10 protein-coding genes are annotated in these 16,617 nt (G+C 70.1%); 5 read left to right on the top strand and 5 right to left on the bottom strand.

Features of this window, described 5'->3' with window-relative positions; all coding sequences use genetic code 11:
• The first annotated feature begins 6 nt into the window (after positions 1 to 6).
• The 5 genes from ACRYCC_RS02360 (at position 7) to ACRYCC_RS02340 (ending at position 9,602) form a co-directional block, all read left to right on the top strand.
• Positions 7 to 1,437 (top strand): LCP family protein, encoded by a 1,431-nt coding sequence (locus ACRYCC_RS02360; protein WP_433808164.1) that lies wholly within the window; start codon positions 7 to 9, stop codon positions 1,435 to 1,437.
• Positions 1,438 to 1,494: 57 nt separating this feature from the next.
• A complete protein-coding gene (locus tag ACRYCC_RS02355) occupies positions 1,495 to 2,574 on the top strand; it encodes an acyltransferase family protein (RefSeq protein WP_433808162.1) in 1,080 nt (359 codons plus the stop codon).
• 107 nt (positions 2,575 to 2,681) lie between these two features.
• Entirely contained in the window at positions 2,682 to 3,845 is a 1,164-nt protein-coding gene (locus ACRYCC_RS02350; RefSeq protein WP_433808160.1) for an acyltransferase family protein, read from the top strand.
• 120 nt (positions 3,846 to 3,965) lie between these two features.
• The gene (locus ACRYCC_RS02345; protein ID WP_433808158.1) at positions 3,966 to 6,152 is read left to right on the top strand and encodes a bifunctional glycosyltransferase/CDP-glycerol:glycerophosphate glycerophosphotransferase; all 2,187 of its coding nucleotides are present in this window, start codon (positions 3,966 to 3,968) and stop codon (positions 6,150 to 6,152) included.
• A 3-nt stretch (positions 6,153 to 6,155) separates the two neighbouring features.
• Entirely contained in the window at positions 6,156 to 9,602 is a 3,447-nt protein-coding gene (locus tag ACRYCC_RS02340) for a bifunctional glycosyltransferase/CDP-glycerol:glycerophosphate glycerophosphotransferase (protein ID WP_433808156.1), read from the top strand.
• Positions 9,603 to 9,684: 82 nt separating this feature from the next.
• Here the strand turns inward: ACRYCC_RS02340 and ACRYCC_RS02335 are convergent, their stop codons facing one another.
• The 5 genes from ACRYCC_RS02335 to ACRYCC_RS02315 all read right to left on the bottom strand — a co-directional run bounded on the left by ACRYCC_RS02335 (position 9,685) and on the right by ACRYCC_RS02315 (position 16,608).
• Positions 9,685 to 9,894 carry a hypothetical protein gene (locus ACRYCC_RS02335; RefSeq protein ID WP_433808154.1) on the bottom strand — a complete coding sequence of 70 codons (210 nt, stop codon included), beginning with the start codon at positions 9,892 to 9,894 and terminating at the stop codon, positions 9,685 to 9,687.
• A gap of 10 nt (positions 9,895 to 9,904) precedes the next feature.
• The gene (locus ACRYCC_RS02330) at positions 9,905 to 11,380 is read right to left on the bottom strand and encodes a hypothetical protein (RefSeq protein ID WP_433808152.1); all 1,476 of its coding nucleotides are present in this window, start codon (positions 11,378 to 11,380) and stop codon (positions 9,905 to 9,907) included.
• 73 nt (positions 11,381 to 11,453) lie between these two features.
• Positions 11,454 to 12,953: a hypothetical protein gene (locus ACRYCC_RS02325; protein ID WP_433808150.1), complete on the bottom strand. Its 1,500-nt coding sequence runs from the start codon at positions 12,951 to 12,953 to the stop codon at positions 11,454 to 11,456.
• 39 nt (positions 12,954 to 12,992) lie between these two features.
• Positions 12,993 to 14,441: a hypothetical protein gene (locus ACRYCC_RS02320; protein ID WP_433808148.1), complete on the bottom strand. Its 1,449-nt coding sequence runs from the start codon at positions 14,439 to 14,441 to the stop codon at positions 12,993 to 12,995.
• A gap of 205 nt (positions 14,442 to 14,646) precedes the next feature.
• Positions 14,647 to 16,608 carry a glycosyltransferase family 2 protein gene (locus tag ACRYCC_RS02315; RefSeq protein WP_433808146.1) on the bottom strand — a complete coding sequence of 654 codons (1,962 nt, stop codon included), beginning with the start codon at positions 16,606 to 16,608 and terminating at the stop codon, positions 14,647 to 14,649.
• Positions 16,609 to 16,617 lie beyond the last annotated feature (9 nt).

The raw sequence follows: 16,617 nt of genomic DNA, 5'->3' as shown, positions 1-16,617 counted from the left end.
GAGCCGATGAGCACCAACTTGATGTACGTGGACTACGTCGACGACGCCGACCTGGAACCGGCGTCCCGGCGCGGCTGGCGCATCGCCGGATGGGTCTCCGTCGGGCTCTCGGTGATCATGGTCGCGGTCAGCCTCGTGGCCTACGGCACGTACCTCAAGTTCAACGGCAACATCAACCACGACGATCTCAACAGCCAGATCAACGCGGCCTCCCGCCCGAAGAAGCTCAACAGCGCGCTCAACGTCCTGATGCTGGGCACCGACTCGCGGGCGGGCAAGAACTCCAAGTACGGCGCCGGGCTGAAGAACGAGCCGCCCCGCTCGGACACGATGATCCTGCTGCACCTCTCCCCCGGCGGCGGCCAGGCCATCGGCATCAGCTTCCCCCGGGACCTGATGGTGCCGATCCCCTCGTGCAAGCGGAAGAACGGCAGCATCGTCCCGGCCCAGTCGGTGGCGATGATCAACTCGTCGTTCACCTCCGGTGGCGCCGCCTGCACCATCAAGACCATCGAGGGCATCTCCAACATCCGGATCGACCACTTCCTGCAGGTCGACTTCACCAGTTTCAAGAGCGTCGTGGACGCGCTCGGCGGGGTGGAGGTCTGCCTGCCCAAGGCGGTCAAGGACAGGGATTCCAAGCTCAACCTGTCCGCGGGCAGGCACGTCATCAAGGGCGAGGCGGCGCTGGCCTTCGTCCGCAACCGGCACGGCCTGGGCGACGGCTCGGACCTGCAGCGGATCAAGCGCCAGCAGCAGTTCCTGGGCTCGGCAGCCAAGAAGGCGCTCAGCGCCGGCACCCTCAGCGACCCGGCCAAGCTCCTGCGCCTGCTCAACGCCGCCACCAAGTCGCTCACCACCGACGAGGGCTTCGACGCCGGCGCGATGCTCAAGGTCGGCTCGGGCCTGCAGGGCATGACCAGCGGCAAGATCCGCTTCATCACGGTGCCGTGGGGGGCCTACCCCCTCGACCACAACCGGGTCGCGCTGGCCCAGCCCGCGGCGGACAACTTCTTCGCCTCGATCCGCAACGACAAGACCGTCCCGGCCGAGCCGAAGGCCACCGGCAAGACGATCCCGGCCGGCCAGGTGAAGGTGCGGGTGTACAACGCCAGCGGCACCCCCGGGAAGGCGCAGCGGATCGCCGACCAGCTGACCGCGCAGGGCTTCAACGTCATCAAGGTCGGCAACGCGAGCGCCGCGTACGGCAAGAGCACCCAGGTGCTCTTCGGGCAGGGCGCCGACGACCAGGCGGCCACGATCGCGGCGCTGGTGCCGGGCGCCAAGCCGCTGTCCCGGTCGGACGGCGTGGCCGGGGTCGTCGACCTGGTGGTCGGGGCCAACTGGACGACGCTGAAGAACAAGAAGTCGGCCGTCATTCCCAAGCTGCAGGGCGAGATCAAGGCAAACGACAACATCTGCAAGGCCGCCACCTGACGCTCGGGCTTGGATAGTCTCGGGTGTTCCGCCAGCGATCTGAGGCCCCCGGGATCCATGACTCAGCTTGTTCGTCCCCCCGCCCCCGCCGCGTCCGCGCAACCGGCCGCCCGGCCGGGTCCGTCCGCGCGCGACCCGTTCTTCGACAACGCCAAGTTCCTCGCGATCCTGCTCGTCGTGGCCGGTCATTTCATCGAGGGCGTGTGGGACGTGCACCTGGCGCACGCGCTGTACGTCTTCGTCTACCTGTTCCACATGCCGGTGTTCATCGTGATAACCGGCTACTTCTCCCGCAACTTCACGTTCAGCGGCGGCAAGGCGCGCAAGCTCATCACCAACCTGGGCGTGCCGTACGTCGTCTTCGAGACCTCGTACTCGCTGTTCGACTGGCTGGTGGGCAAGGACACCTTCCGGATCAGCCTGCTCGACCCCTACTACCTGACCTGGTTCCTGATGGCGCTGTTCCTGTGGCGGCTGTCCACCCCGGTCTGGCAGCAGATCCGGTGGCCGCTCGGCGTGGCGGTGGCGATCTCGCTGCTGTCCTTCATGGCGGAGCTCTCCGGCCAGCTGGACATGCACCGCGTCTTCGGCCTGGCGCCGTTCTACGTGCTGGGCCTGATGCTGCGCCCCGAGCACTTCGAGCTGCTGAAGCGGCCCGCGGCCCGCGTCCTGGGGGCCCTCACCCTCACCGGGGGCCTGGTGGCGGCGTTCCTGGTCGACCGGCACATGAGCACCGAGTGGGTCTACTGGCGGAGCTCACACGCCACGCTGGGCGTCGACAACGTCACCGGCACCCTGATGCGGATGGGGATGCTGGTGGGCTCCACCGTCCTGGTGGCCGCCTTCCTGGCGGTGGTGCCCGCGCGCCGCACCTGGTTCACCGCGCTCGGCGCCACCACGCTGTACGCCTACCTTCTGCACGGCTTCGTGCCCAAGCTGATGACGTTCATGGGCTGGTACCACATCCACTGGCTGCACACCGTCCCGGGAACACTGAGCCTGGTGGCGGGCGGAGTGGTGCTGGGGACCGCACTGTGCACCCCACCTGTGCAGCGGGCGATGCGGTGGGCGCTGGAGCCCCGCATGACGTGGGCCTTCACTCCGCTGCGCAGGCCGGGTACTCACAGCGAACGTTAATCACATCTCAATACAAATAGGGCAATCACCCTACTCTTAGTCGGTATCGTCGCCCCCTGTGGCCCCAATCGGCCGTCCAACCCCCCAGACGGAGCCGACCTATCAAGATGTCCGAAACCCAGCAGGTATCCGATCCGCAACAGCAGATACCCGGCCCCCCGCAGCAATCCGACCCACAGCAGGCATCCGATCCGAAGCAGGCGTCCGCCCCCCGGCAGACGGCGGAGACGCCCGGCGCCGAGGCGGCGCCGGTCAAACGACGCGACCCCTATTTCGACAACGCCAAGTTCATGGCGATCACCCTGGTGGTGCTGGGGCATCTCTGGGGGCAGTACTACCAGCGTGACGAGCTCATCCGGACGGTCTACACGTTCGTGTACGCCTTCCACATGCCGTTGTTCGTCTTCACCACCGGGTACTTCTCCCGGGGCTTCGCGCGATCCACGGACAAGGCCCGTACGCTGATCGGCCAGGTCGTCGTCCCGTACGTCATCTTCATCCTGCTCTACCGGGCCGAGGTCTGGTGGATCAACGGGGCGGGGTTCGACCTCAACGAGGCGTTCCGGCCGCACTTCCTCATGTGGTTCCTGCTGGCCCTGCTGGGCTGGCGGCTGTCGGCGCCGATCTGGCCGCACCTGCGGCATCCGTTCGCCGTGGCCGTCGCCGTGGCGCTGGTGGCCGGCAGCAGCCAGGTGATGCTGGACAGCACCACGGCCCGCATGCTGACCCTGCTGCCGTTCTTCGTGCTCGGCCTGACCATCACCCCCGAGCGGCTGGCGCTGCTACGCCGCCCGGCCGCCCGGTGGTACGGCGCGGCGGTGCTGGCCGGCGGGCTGGCGACCGCGATGGTGCTCGCCTACCGGTACCACCGGCATCCGTTCGAGATGCGCTGGCTGTGGTGGACCGACGGGTACCAGGCGATGGAGGTGGCGCCGCTCACCGGCATGGCCATCCGGTCGGGCATGATCCTGATCGGCCTCGTGCTGGCGGCCGCCTTCCTCGCGGTGGTGCCACGCGGACACACCTGGTTCACGTGGCTGGGCACCGGAACGATGTACGTTTTCCTCTTGCACGGGCTCATTCTGAAGGTGTTCGACTACCTTGGGCTGCTGACCGCATCGCCGCTCCTCAACCCGATAGGCGTCGTCGCCCTGACACTACTCTGCGTAGCGGCTACTATCGTGCTGGCCACCGAGCCGGTCCGGCGCGTCACCCGATGGGCCGTCGAACCCAACGTCTCCTGGCTGCTGCGCAGGAGCACCGATCGATGAGCCCACCTGGCAGAAGAGCTCGAGCCCCGACCTAGCCACACCATGTTCGACAGCCCGGCCGCGGGAACACCGCCCGCTATAATTGTCAACCACTCTCTAGCAGGTCATAGGTTCTTCTGAATGAGCGCGAATCCGGTTTCACTGAGCGTCATCGTCCCCGTGCACGGAGTCCAGGGATACCTGAGGCAGTGCCTCGACTCCATTCTTAACCCCGGATGCCAACATCTCGAGGTCATCGCGGTGAACGATGCGTCTCCAGATGGTTGCGGGAAGATTCTCGACGAGTACGCCGAACGCGACCCCCGAGTCCGGGTGTTCCACCTGGAGAAGAACGTCGGCCTGGGTGAAGCGCGCAATTTCGGCCTCGACAAGGCCACCGGCGACTACGTCTGGTTCTTCGACAGCGACGACTACGCCACCGAGGGCAGCGTCCAGGCCATTCACGACCGGCTCGCCGAGACCCGCCCCGACGTGCTCATCTTCGACTACGCGCGGGGCTACTGGCACGGCAAGGTGCAGCGCAGCGTCATCAACCACCTGTTCCGCGAGCCCCCGGCGCCCGAGGTGTTCACCCTCGCCGAGCGGCCCAGCGTGCTGCAGCTGATGATGACCGCGTGGAACAAGGCGATCCGCCGCGAGTACCTGCTGGACCTCGGGCTGCGCTTCAGCAGCGGGTTCTACGAGGACCTGAACGTCACCTACCCGATCCTGATGGCCGCGGACAAGCTGAGCCTGCTGGACCGGAACTGCTACGTCTACCGCCAGCGGCGGCGCGGAGCCATCACCCGGACCGCGGGCAAGAAGCACTTCGACGCCTTCCAGCAGTACGAGCGCGTCTTCGCGTTCATGGACGCCCACCCCGGCACCGCGGAGTACCGGCCGGTCATGTTCGACCGGATGATGTGGCACCTGCTGGTCATCCTCGAACGCGGCGACCGGGTGCACCGCAAGGACGAGCCCGCGTTCTTCACCGCCATGTCGGAGATCTACCGCAAGTACCTGCCCGCCGGCCACCAGCCGCCCACCGAGCCCGGCAACCTGGCCCGCAAGTACCGCCTCATCGAGAAGAACGCCTACGGCACGTTCACCCGGCTCCGGCGGCTGAGCGCGCAGCGGTCCAAGGCGCGCAAGCGGGTCAACGCCGTCAAGCGGCGGCTGGCGTCGCTGCGCAAGCTGACCAAGGGCAAGGGCCGGGGCCTGTACTACCGGCTGCAACTGCGCCGCCCGATCGACCAGAACCTCGCCGTGTACGGGGCGTACTGGTACCGCGGCTACGCCTGCAACCCGGCGGCCATCTACGAGAAGGCCGCCGAGCTCGCCCCGCACATCCGGGGGGTCTGGGTGGTCAAGCCCGGCGCCGTGCGGAAGATGCCCGAGGGCGTCGACTACGTGGTCGCCGGCTCCAAGGAGTACGTCGCGGCGATCGCCCGGGCGAAGTACTTCGTCAACAACGTGAACTTCCCCGACGACGTGGTCAAGCGCAAGGGCGCCGTGCACCTGATGACCCAGCACGGCACGCCGCTGAAGAAGATGGGCCTCGACCAGATGGACTCCCCGGTCGGCGCCAACGACATGGACTTCCGCAAGCTGATCGAACGCTCCGACCGGTGGGACTTCCTGCTGTCGTCCAACCCGCTGTCGACGGAGGCGTGGGACCGCGGCTTCCCCTGCCGCTACGAGATGCTCGAGATCGGCTACCCGCGCAACGACCGCTTCTTCCGGGTCACCGCCGAGGAGGTCGCCCGGCTGCGCGCCGAGCTCGGCATCCCCGAGGGCAAGAAGGCGATCCTCTACACGCCCACGCACCGCGACTACATGAAGAACTTCACGCCGCAGTTCGACATCGCGCGTTTCGTACGGCGGCTGGGCCCGGAGTACGTCCTGCTGCTCCGCGCGCACTACTACTACAAGGTCGGCGAGCCCCAGTGGACCGACGAGCAGGTGATCGACGTGTCGGACCACCCCACGGTCGAGGACCTGTGTATCGCCTCGGACGCGCTGCTCACTGACTACTCTTCGATTATGTTCGACTACGCGAACCTGGACCGGCCCATCGTCATCTACGCCAACGACTGGGACACCTACGTCCGTACCCGGGGAGTCAACTTCGACCTCACCAGGATGCCGCCCGGCGTGGTCGCCACCACCGAGGACGAGCTGGTCGAGGCGTTCCGGTCCGGTGCCGCCTGGGGCGACACCGCGGCCAAGGACCGGGCGGAGTTCCGGGCCCGGTTCTGCTCGTTCGACGACGGCCACGCGGCCGAGCGCGCCGTTCGCCGGGTCTTCCTCGGCGAGAAGCTGAAGTAGGAGATGGTGACAACCGCCCGGATCAGCGTCGTCGTCCTCACCCACGGCGCGGGGTCCTCTCTGCAGAGCTGCCTGGCGTCCATCGCCGACCAGTCCCGCCCCGACGTCGAGGTCCTGCTCGTCGACGACGGCACCGGCACCGTCGCCGAGGAGGACGGTTTCCGGCTGGTCCGGGCGGGTGCCCCCAGCCGGGGCGCCGCCCGCAACCTGGGCGCGGCGGCCGCCACCGGCGACTACCTGATGTTCCTCGACGGCGACGACGTCCTGATCCCCGGGGCGCTGGACGCCCTGGCGGGGGCGCTGGACGCCGGTGACGCCGACTTCGCGATCGGCAACGTGCGGCTGCCGGCCGACGTCACCAGGCGCTCCCGCGAGAGCGCGGAGCCCGAGCGGCGGGAGGTCCGCGCTCGCCGGGAGCTGTTCTCACGTCCCCGGCCGGACGCGCACATCACCCGCGACGAGGCGCTGCTGCACGACCGGCAGGTGTCGAGCCGGCTCTTCCGGCGGTCGTTCTGGAAGGACCGCCGGCTCGAGTTCCCCGACGGGGACTGCCACGAGGACCTCACCGTCGCGGTGCAGGCCCACTTCCTGGCGTCGTCGGTCCACGTCATCCCGGATCGGGTCGTACGGCGGCGCGCCGCGCTGCCCGAGCTCACCAGCGCCGCGAAGGACGTGGCCGACGGGTTCGCCGCGGTCGAGGCCGTGCTGACCCGGCTGGAGGGCCACTGGCGGGCCAAGGACCGGCGGCGGTTCCTGGAGACGGTGCTGGAGCGGGAGCTGCGGGTCTTCATCGACGCGCTGCCGGACGCCGACGACGAGGAGCGCACCGCCATCCTCGAGCAGGCGGCCGCGTTCGCCGGCGGCCTGGACCCGAAGGTCTTCGACCGGCTGCCGGCGTTGACCCGGCTGAAATGGCACCTCGCGCAGCGCCGGCTCAAGACCGAGCTGGTCAAGCTCGTGCGGTACGAACGAGGAAAGATCACTCCGACGATCGTCCGTAACCCGCTGCGCCGTTACGTCGTCTATCCGTACTGGAAGGACGACAAGCTGGCGATTCCCGAGCGCCTCTACCGCGCCCGGGACGAGGTCTCGCTGCGCACCCGGGTGCACGAGGTCACCTGGGAGGACGGCAAGCTGCGGGTCAGCGGCGAGGCCTACATCAACTCCGTCAACGCACGCCGCAAGTGGACCTCCGTCAAGGCCATCACCCTGCGGCGCGGCAAGCGCCGGATCCCCCTGCTGGCCACCCAGACGCACAAGCCCGGCAAGACCTCCGGCGCCTGGAGCGGGTTCACCTTCACGATCGACCCGAAGCGCCTGCGCCGCCGGGGCCGCTGGATCGACGGCGGCTGGAAGGTGCACGCCGCGGTGTTCAACTCCGGCGTCTACCGCAAGGCCGCGTTGCGCGGCGGTGTCTCCGGCAGCGGCGCCAACCCGCCGTACCACTACGTCTCCGACGACGTACGGATCGTGCCGAGGATCAAAGGCGGCGAGTTCCGGGTCCGGGTCGAGACCGTACGCGCCCTCGCCACCTCGCTGGAGTGGTCGGGCGACACGCTCACCGTGTCCGGGACCGCACGGGAGAAGGCACCGAGCGCGCTGCGCCTCAGCCGGGGCGACCGGGTCGTGCCGGTGCCGGTCTCGGTGTCCGGCCGTGACTTCACCGCCTCCGTCCAGCTCGGGGAGCTGGCCAACGACGCCGGTGTCCTCGAGTGCGGGCGAGGCACCGACGACACCAGTCACTGGTGCGTGAGCGCGGTCATCTCGGGGGAGTCCGTGCCCCTCGTGCTGGCCGAGGCGGTGGCCGACGCCAGACAGCTCAGCGGCACGCAGGAGGCGATCGCCGAGCGCGGCTCGGGCGGCTACCTGCGGCTGAGCGTGCGGACCGCGCGGCTGGTCGTCACCGGCTGCACGTGGCGCAACGACGGCACGCTGGTCGTCACCGGCGCGCATCCGGTGTTCGAGAGCGGGGAGATCCTGCTGCGCAGCCAGGGCCGCCGGCAGGAGTACGTCTACGGGCTGGTCCCGTCCGGCACCGAAATGCGGGCCGAGATCCCGGTGACGTCCGTGCCGACCCTGGCGGGCGTTCTTCCGCTCCGGCAGGGAAAGTGGGATGTGCTGTACCGGCCCACCGGGCCGGACCGGCACCGCGCGTTCGCCGTCTCGATGGCGCCGGAGGTGACGGCCGGGCTCCCCGTCTCCATCGAGAAGGCGTTGCGCTCCTACACCCTGCAGAACCAGCAGGGCCAGCTGGTCCTCGCGGTGGGGTCGGACCTGCGCCCCGAGGAGGTGGGCGCCGCCACCAGGCTGCGTGAGGAGGCCCGCCGGCTGGTCGCCAAGTCCGGTCTGCGCGACGCGGTGCTCTTCTCGTGCTTCAGCGGCCGGCAGTACTCCGACAGCCCGCGCGCCGTTCACGAGGAGCTGATGCGGCGGGGCAACGGTCTGGAACAGCTGTGGGTGGTCAACGACGCCCAGGTGGAGCTGCCCGACTCGCTCAAGGCCGTGCGGCTGAACAGCAAGGAGTGGCACGAGGCGATCGCGACCTCCCGCTACATCGTCGCCAACCACCGGCTCGGTGACTGGTTCCAGCGCCATCCCGACCAGGTGGTGCTGCAGACCTGGCACGGCACCCCGCTGAAGAAGCTGGGCAGCGATGTCAAGGAGGTGCACTTCGCCTACGCGCCCGGCATGAAGAAGGCGCTGCAGTCCGCCAAGTCCGACCCGAAGGCCCCGGCGCTGCCGGAGTGGAACTACCTGGTCTCTCCCAACGCGTTCAGCACCGAGATCTTCCGGCGGGCGTTCAAGTTCAAGGGCGACATCATCGAGGCGGGCTACCCGCGCAACGACGTGATGTACAGCCCGGAGGCCGACTCGATCGCCGCGTCCGTGCGCGCCCGGGTCGGCGTCCCCGCCGGCAAGAAGGTCGTGATGTACGCCCCCACGTGGCGGGACGACCAGTTCTACGGCCGGGGCCGCTACAAGGCCGACTGGCGGATCGATCTGGACCACTTCGCCGAGGTGCTCGGGGACGATCACGTACTGCTCGTCCGGCTGCACCCCAACGTGGTGGACGGCGCACCCGCGCACCCGCTGGTCTACGACGTGTCGGCCTACCCGGACATCTCCGAGCTCTACCTGATCACCGATGTCATGGTCAGTGACTACTCGTCGGTCATGTTCGACTTCGCCAACACCGGGCGGCCGATGCTGTTCTTCACCTACGACCTGGCGCACTACCGGGACAAGCTGCGCGGTTTCTACTTCGACTTCGAGGCCGAAGCGCCGGGCCCGCTGCTGGAGTCCTCCGCCGACCTCATCGAGGCGCTGCGGTCGGTGGACTCGATCTCGGAGTCCTACGGCAAGGCGTACGCGGCCTTCGCCGAACGGTTCTGCGCGCTGGAGGACGGCAAGGCCGCCGCCCGCGTCGTCGACCGGGTCTTCCCCGGCTGACGTCCCGCACGGTCAACCCCCGGCGCCCGGCTTCCATCTCTGGTCGCTGGTCGCCGGGGGCGATCCCGGCGTCCATGAGGGGTCAGCCGCCCTCGGCCTCGCGCATCCGCTCCGGGGTCCAGTAGGTCTCGACGTCGTGCGGGTTCTCCGTCATCCGGTGCCCGACGGAGCCGGCGGGGTCGCCGGAGCCGGGCCGGTCGTCCGCGCCCTCCGACGAGGTGACGGCCACGGCCACCGCCGCGGCGAGCAGGGCTCCCGCCACGGACACGAGCACGATCAGGCGTCGGTTCATCCTCCGGCCATCAAAGTACGGACGAGAGCTCCGCGTCAACGGGGGGCTGGTCGGCGCCCTGCTTCGGCGGCCGGAGGAACGCCAGTCCGGCGGCGACCGTCGCGAAGATCAGTGCGGGCAGGACGTACCGGTAGTCGAAGTCGGCGGTGGCCGCCGGGATGACCAGCAGGGCCACCGACGTCAGCCAGGGCAGCAGCGCCGGGCCGCCCCAGCGCCGCCACTGCAGGACCAGGCCGGCGAGCCCGGCGAGCAGGATGACCCCCAGGAGGGTGCCCCGGACGTACGCCCAGTTCTGGTAGCCGCGGATCCAGCCCGCGTACGGCTCTTTCACCTGGGGCGCCGCCGTCGATCCCCCGTACTCGTAGGCCACCTCGGCCAGATACCCGTTGATCGCCTTGGGCTCGGCCGGAAAGGTGTACTCGCGCACGGTCCACGGCGTCGGGTACGGCTCGCGGTCCCACCCGAAGGCCCGGAAGGTGTCGCGCAGCACGACCTGCGCGTAGTCCCCCGGCTGGGTCCTGATCGCCAGCCGGGCGAACTCCCCGGCCCGCCGGTTGGCCTCGTCGCTGCCCAGCTTGCCGGGAATCTGGTGGAATCCCGAGCTGCGCGTCCAGATGGCCTGGTACGCGGGCGCGGCGATCCGAGGATCCCGCTGGAGGTTCTCGAGACACAGCACGGCGACGTCGGGTGGCGGCTTCATCTTCGCGCATTCCGCGAACGCCACCGTACGGCCGTACAACACGACCTGGTCGGTGTTGGTCAGGGCGAACTTGCCGTGCGCCGACTGGTACCAGAACCCGTAGGCCAGCAGCGGAACCGCGAAGGCCACGGCGGCGGCGGTGACGGGCCGCCAGCCCGCGCGGCGGACCAGCAGGCAGGCCACGAGCACCACCAGCAGTGGCAGGCCCACCGACCGGGTCACCGCGCCGAACCCCATCAGCAGCCCGGCCGCCGCCCCCGTCCACCAGCGCGGCCGCGGCCCCCACAGCGCCACCGAGACGGCCGCGACCGTCAGGAAGATGAAGAACTCGTCGGCCATCAGCAGGTGCTCGAGCTGGATCAGATAGGCGTCGAGCAGCACCGGCACCGCCACCAGCCCGGCGAGCGGCCCGGTCCGCCGGCGCCGGTGGACCCCCGCCGCCCTGGCCACCCGCCATACGAGCGCGTACACCATCACCCCGACGGCCAGCCCCATCGCATGCTGCACGATCACCACGAGGGTGAGGCTGTGCGCGGGTTTCAGCAGCCACAGCAGGACGGAGTAGCCGCAGGGCCGCAGCAGCGACGGGGTGAGATCGACGGCGCTGCCGAGATAGGTGGCCGAGTCCCCGAACCAGGTGGGGCAGGGGTAGCCGAGCACGGTGAGGACGCGCAGCACCAGGCCCGTCATCAGCACGACCAGGAACACGCCGTGGGCACGGGCGAACCCGCCGACGTCCGGGCGGGACACGACGTCTCGGACGCTCAGCGCCCTTCTCACCGGCATGCAGGCGATCATAAAGGTCCGCTCCCGGCGGTGCCGCTGATGCCGGAAGTTCACCGCGGTCCTCGGGCGCGGCTCAGCCCCGGGCGGCGGACTCCGGACGTTCCAGGGCCGGTTCCGGGTCGGGCGCGACGCCCGGCGGGGCCGCCGGATCGCGCGGGCGGAGCCAGGCCAGGGCGGCGGACAGGACCGCGAAGGGCACCGCGGGCAGGACGTACCGGTAGTCGAAGTCGGCGGTGGCCGCGGGGATCACCAGCAGGGCCAGCGACGTCAGCCAGGGCAGCAGCGCCTCGCCTCCCCAGCGGCGCCACTGCCTGAGGATGCCCGCCAGCCCGATCAGCAGGACGGCCCCCAGCATCGTGCCGCGCAGGAAGAACCAGCGCTGGTAGGCCCGCATCCAGCCGGCCCACGGCTCCACCACCTCGGGGGTCGCCGAGGCCCCGCCGTACCGTCGCCCGAACCGGGCGTCGGCGGCCGACAGCGGGACGGGCCGGGCCGGGAACCGGTATCCCTCCATCGTCGCCCGGTTGGGGTAGGGCGCACGGTCCCACTCGAACGTCCGGAGGGTGTCGCGGCCGATGACCTTGAGATAGTCGCCCGGCTGCCGCTGGATCGCCAGCCGGGCGAACTCCCCGGCCAGCCGGTTGGCCTCGACCCCGCCGACGCCTTCCGGGATCCGGCGGAACGCCGAGCTCGGGCCCCACAGCGCCTCCCAGGCGGCGGCCGACTCCGGGTCCCGGGGCAGCCCGTCCCGGCACAGCGCCGCCACCTCGGGCCGCGGCTTCATGACCGTGCAGTCGGCGAAGTCGACGGTCCTGCCGTACAGCCAGATCTGGTCGGTACGGGTCAGCGAGTACGTCTTGTGTGCGGCGTGGAACCACAGGACGTACGCGCCCATCGGGATCGCGAACACCACGATCGCCGCGCAGACCGGCCGCCAGCCGGCCCGGAGCCCGCCGCCGCGCACGAGGCGGACCAGCAGGCAGACCACCAGCACGATCAGCAGCGGCAGCCCGGCCGACCGGGTCAGCGCTCCGAACGCCATGAGCAGGCCGGCCGCGGACGCCGCCCGCCAGGTGATCACGCCCGAGGCGGCGGGCCGCCACATCACGACCGTGACGGCGGCGACCATCAGGAAGGTGAACAGCTCGTCGGCCATCAGGAGCTGTTCGAGCTGGATCTGGTAAGCGTCCAGCAGGACCGGCACGGTGACCAGGGCGCCGAGCACCCCGGGCGGCCACCGGGCGTCCGGCCACCGGGCCCGCGCCGCCCGCCGGACGAGGGCGTACACCATCACCCCGGTCAGCACGCCCAGCAGATGCTGCACGGCGGCGACCAGGAACAGGCTGTGGAACGGCCGCAGCAGCCAGAGCAGGACCGAGTAGCCACTGGGCCGGATCAGGGACGGGACCAGGTGCAGCGCCGCCCCGAGATAGGTGCCGGAGTCGCCGAACCAGACCACCGACGGATAGCCCAGCAGCACGATCACCCGGAGCGCGATCGCCACCACGAGCACGACGGCGAACGCCCCGTGTGCCCGGGCGAACCGCCCGGTGTGCCTGCCGGCCCCTCCCATGGCGCCTCTCCCTGTCGCTCGCGTGTGCCGGACGCCAGCTTAGGGGCGGCACCAGACGGAGGCACCGTTTCGCCAGGTACGGGCTCTGAGCGAGAAGCCGGGCAGCGCCTGTGGCACGTCGAGGATCGCGGCTCCCTGGGAGAGGATGACGCATTTCACGTGGTAGCGCCCGGCGATGGCCGTCCGCTCCCGCGGGGTCGTGGACGCGGCGAAGAACGCCTGGCTGTCCCGGCGCCGCGCGGCCTCGTCCACGAACGGGTACGGCCAGGCCGGCACGACGGTGTAGGCGCCGCGGGCGTTGACCAGCCGGCCGGCCCAGGGGTCGTCACTGATCACCACGTCGCCGCGGTGGATCTTGGAAATGACCGGGTCGTAGCGGTTCGCCGGATCCCGCGCACGCCAGGTCGCCAGGTCGGCGCTGGTGACCTTGCCCCAGTACGCCCGGATCAGGCCACCGGCGTTCCCGTACACCCCGACGGCGCAGGCGACGACGGTGACGGTGGCGTAGGTGATCCACGGGATGTTCCAGCCCAGCGCCCGGTCGGCCAGGTAGGAGGCGAGCGCCAGATGCAGCGAGAGCACCACGACCGGGATGACCCGGGCGAAGCCGTACGACCCGGCCGCGGCGCCCAGGGCCACCAGGCCCGCGGAGAGCCCGCACAGGATCTGCAGCTCACGGCCGAGCGGGCGGCGGGCGGCGGTCACCAGCGCGGGCAGCCCGAGCAGGGCCAGCCCGTAGCCGAAGAAGCCCCAGTCGCGGACGACGTCCTCGATGAGGATCAGGTGGACGCCGGAGAACTCGCCGGACGCGCCGAACAGCGACAGCACGTCCGACCACGGCCACAGCACCACGATGGCCACCGCGGGCACGGCGGCCAGCGCGAGCCGGCCGGGCCGTCCGCGCCACAGCCCGCGCAGGTCGGCGAGGGCGAAGGCGATCAGGCCGAGCACGGTGTTGATGGCCGTGAACGGGTGGATGAGCGCCACCAGGGCGACCAGCACCGACACCACGGCGAGGTGCGCCCAGGCCAGGTTCTCCGCGGGCCGCGCCCGGAACCGCAGGAAGGCGTCCCAGGTGAAGAACATGAGGGCGGCGGCGAAGACGCTCGGATAGCCGAGCGTCCACGACAGGGAGTAGAGCCCGAGAAAACCGCTCCAGTCCCGCGGTTGCAGGCCCCACAGCGTCAAGGTGAAGACCAGCACCAGCGTGGCGGTGAGTGAGGGCCTGCGAAAATGGCTGCAGAAACGGCGGATCGCCACCAGGAGCAGCACGATGTTGAAAATCCCGGCGTATTCCACCAGGCTCCGCACCGAGACACCGGTGAGCTTGCCGAGCGCCGCGAGTACGACCACGTACGGCGAGTAGTAAGGGCTGCCCGAGACAGCACCCACCATGGGATCCCGCGGCGACCAGAAGTTCCGCTCCAGCGCGTAGATCGTCGCATAGTGGAGACGGATATCTCCGGCCCACACGTGCCGCGCCGTCACGAGAAACGCCCATACGACCACACAGATCGCAACGAATAGGTAAGGCCCGGGGCGCGGGAAACGGCGGCCGACTCGGTCGCCGACCTGTGATGCCAGGTCGGCGACCCCTTCTCGCACCAGCACGTCAGCCCACCGTCGCCCTATGAGAAATGGCCACCCCGATTTGAGGGATCCAGATTATGGGAAATCGCCGTAATCCGCGAAATCATGATCGCGGGTTTCGCACACTCCCCCTGAGGCGCTTGAGCACCCGTACCACCCGGCGGTCGCCGACCCGGAGGGACAGGTCCCCGTCCTTGGTCTCGTAGGGCTCGGCCAGCCGGGTCGCCGAGCACGACGACCGGCCGGGCGGCCGGTCGAGGGCGGCCACCCGGATCCGGGCCGTGGCGGAGCCTGCGGAAATCTGGCCCCACAGGTCCCAGCGGCCTCCTGCGGCACCGCGCAGGTCCAGCTCGACCGTGAAGCCGCCCCCTGCGTCCACCTCCGCCGAGGAGAGCCTCGTGTCGTCGGTGCCACGGCGCCGCAGCTCGGCGCGGAACGCGAACTCCCCCGACCCCGGGCCCGCGTCGAGCAGCCGGCCGGTCAGGCGCAGGCGGCCCCGGCGCACCCAGGCCGCCTCCGTCACCTGGACGGGCTCCCGGCGGCCCCGCGCGCCCAGGCCCACGGTGAGGTTGCCGTACTCGGTGAAGTACGGGGTGACATAGGGGCCGTCCGCCGCCAGCCGGATCCCGGGGGCGACGACCTCTTCGTCGCGAACCGCCCCCAGCCGGGCTTCCCGGACCAGTCCCTCGACGGCCACCTCGACGTAGGCGTCCCACTGGGACGGCGGCCGGAGCTCGGCGGGAGTGATGTTCGCGGTGAACCCGGCCTCGGGATAGGTGTAACGGCCCTCGGCCAGGTCCGGCGTGGCGACCCGCTCGACCGGCACCCGGTGCTCGATCCCGGGATGCTTCTTCGAGCGCAGCACCAGGGCGACCTCCTGCGCCTGGGTGCCCACCCGCCAGATGAGCGCGTGACCGCGCACCGTGAGGCCGGCGTCCGTCCAGGCCAGCCCGGTCAGCCGGTGGCCGGCGGTGAGCCGGTCGGTGATCTCGTAGCACTCGTCGGGGATGGCGACCGCCGGGTCGCGGAAGTAGGGGTAGGCGGCGAACGCCTTGCCCTTGTCCACCACGGTCACCGGCGGTTCGCCTCGACGGTGTGCCGCGATGATCTTTCGCAGCTCGTCCAGGAGGTCGTAGCGCAGGCAGTGCACGAGCAGCCGGGCGTGCGGCGGGAGCAGTTCCGTCGTACCCGGGGTCAGCCATCGATCGATCAGGCGCATGGCGGCCGCCCTGCTGAACGGCCAGTCGTCGTCCGATCCCAGGTACGGCTCGTCGAAACGCCAGTTCAGCACGTCCCACTCGAAGTGGCGGGCGAACATGCGGTCGCGCATCTGACCCGGTTCGGTGTGCGCCTCGACCAGCTCGAAGACCTCGGTGATGTAGGGGAAGAACGTCTCGGCGGGGGTACCGCTGTTCTGCATGATGCTGGTGCCGTCCTCACGGCCGACCCAGTAGTAGCAGTCGTAGTCGGCCAGCACCGATATGCCCTTGGCCTGCAGGTAGGCGTGCGCGGCGAAGATCAGGTCTTCGCCCGACAGCACGCCCTCGGGGAAGCGGAGCCGGTGGTCCTCCAGCAGCGACCGGCGGAAGAGCTTCAGCACCGAGAGCGTGGCATAGACGTTGGGGTCGGGCTCGGCCAGCGTCGTGACGGGCACGGTGCGGCGGAACATCCGCTCGGGCACGCTGCGGCCGACCCCGACGTACTTGCCGACGACCACATCCGTGTCGTGGGCGTCGGCCATGGCGGTCATGCGCTCCAGCGCCTCGGTGCCCAGCCAGTCGTCGGCGTCCAGGAAGAAGACGTACTCCCCGGTCGCCCGCTCGATGCCGGCGTTGCGCGGCCCGCCGGGGCCCCCGGAGTTCGCCTGGTGCAGGGCGATGAGCTGGGGATGCTCGCCGGCCAGCCGGTCGAGCTCCTCGGCGCTGCCGTCGTCGGAGCCGTCGTCCACCGCGACGATCTCGATGTGCTCCATGCCGAGTGACTGGGCGAAGACCGAGTCCAGGGCGCGGCCGAGGGTGCCCCGGCAGTTGTACACCGGGACCACAACCGTAACTTTCGGCCCCACTGGCCCCAC

It is taken from the genome of Actinomadura scrupuli (genome assembly GCF_050971785.1).
Lineage (GTDB): Bacteria > Actinomycetota > Actinomycetes > Streptosporangiales > Streptosporangiaceae > Actinomadura_E > Actinomadura_E scrupuli.
Note: the sequence above shows the minus strand (reverse complement) of the source record. Positions and strands in the feature narration are given on the sequence as shown.

What these genes read in the sequence shown, in the direction of transcription:
- ACRYCC_RS02360 (WP_433808164.1), top strand. Translation starts at nt 7, where the DNA reads ATGAGCACCAACTTGATGTACGTGGACTACGTCGACGACGCCGACCTG.
- ACRYCC_RS02355 (WP_433808162.1), top strand. Translation starts at nt 1,495, where the DNA reads ATGACTCAGCTTGTTCGTCCCCCCGCCCCCGCCGCGTCCGCGCAACCG.
- ACRYCC_RS02350 (WP_433808160.1), top strand. Translation starts at nt 2,682, where the DNA reads ATGTCCGAAACCCAGCAGGTATCCGATCCGCAACAGCAGATACCCGGC.
- ACRYCC_RS02345 (WP_433808158.1), top strand. Translation starts at nt 3,966, where the DNA reads ATGAGCGCGAATCCGGTTTCACTGAGCGTCATCGTCCCCGTGCACGGA.
- ACRYCC_RS02340 (WP_433808156.1), top strand. Translation starts at nt 6,156, where the DNA reads ATGGTGACAACCGCCCGGATCAGCGTCGTCGTCCTCACCCACGGCGCG.
- ACRYCC_RS02335 (WP_433808154.1), bottom strand. Translation starts at nt 9,894, where the DNA reads ATGAACCGACGCCTGATCGTGCTCGTGTCCGTGGCGGGAGCCCTGCTC.
- ACRYCC_RS02330 (WP_433808152.1), bottom strand. Translation starts at nt 11,380, where the DNA reads ATGCCGGTGAGAAGGGCGCTGAGCGTCCGAGACGTCGTGTCCCGCCCG.
- ACRYCC_RS02325 (WP_433808150.1), bottom strand. Translation starts at nt 12,953, where the DNA reads ATGGGAGGGGCCGGCAGGCACACCGGGCGGTTCGCCCGGGCACACGGG.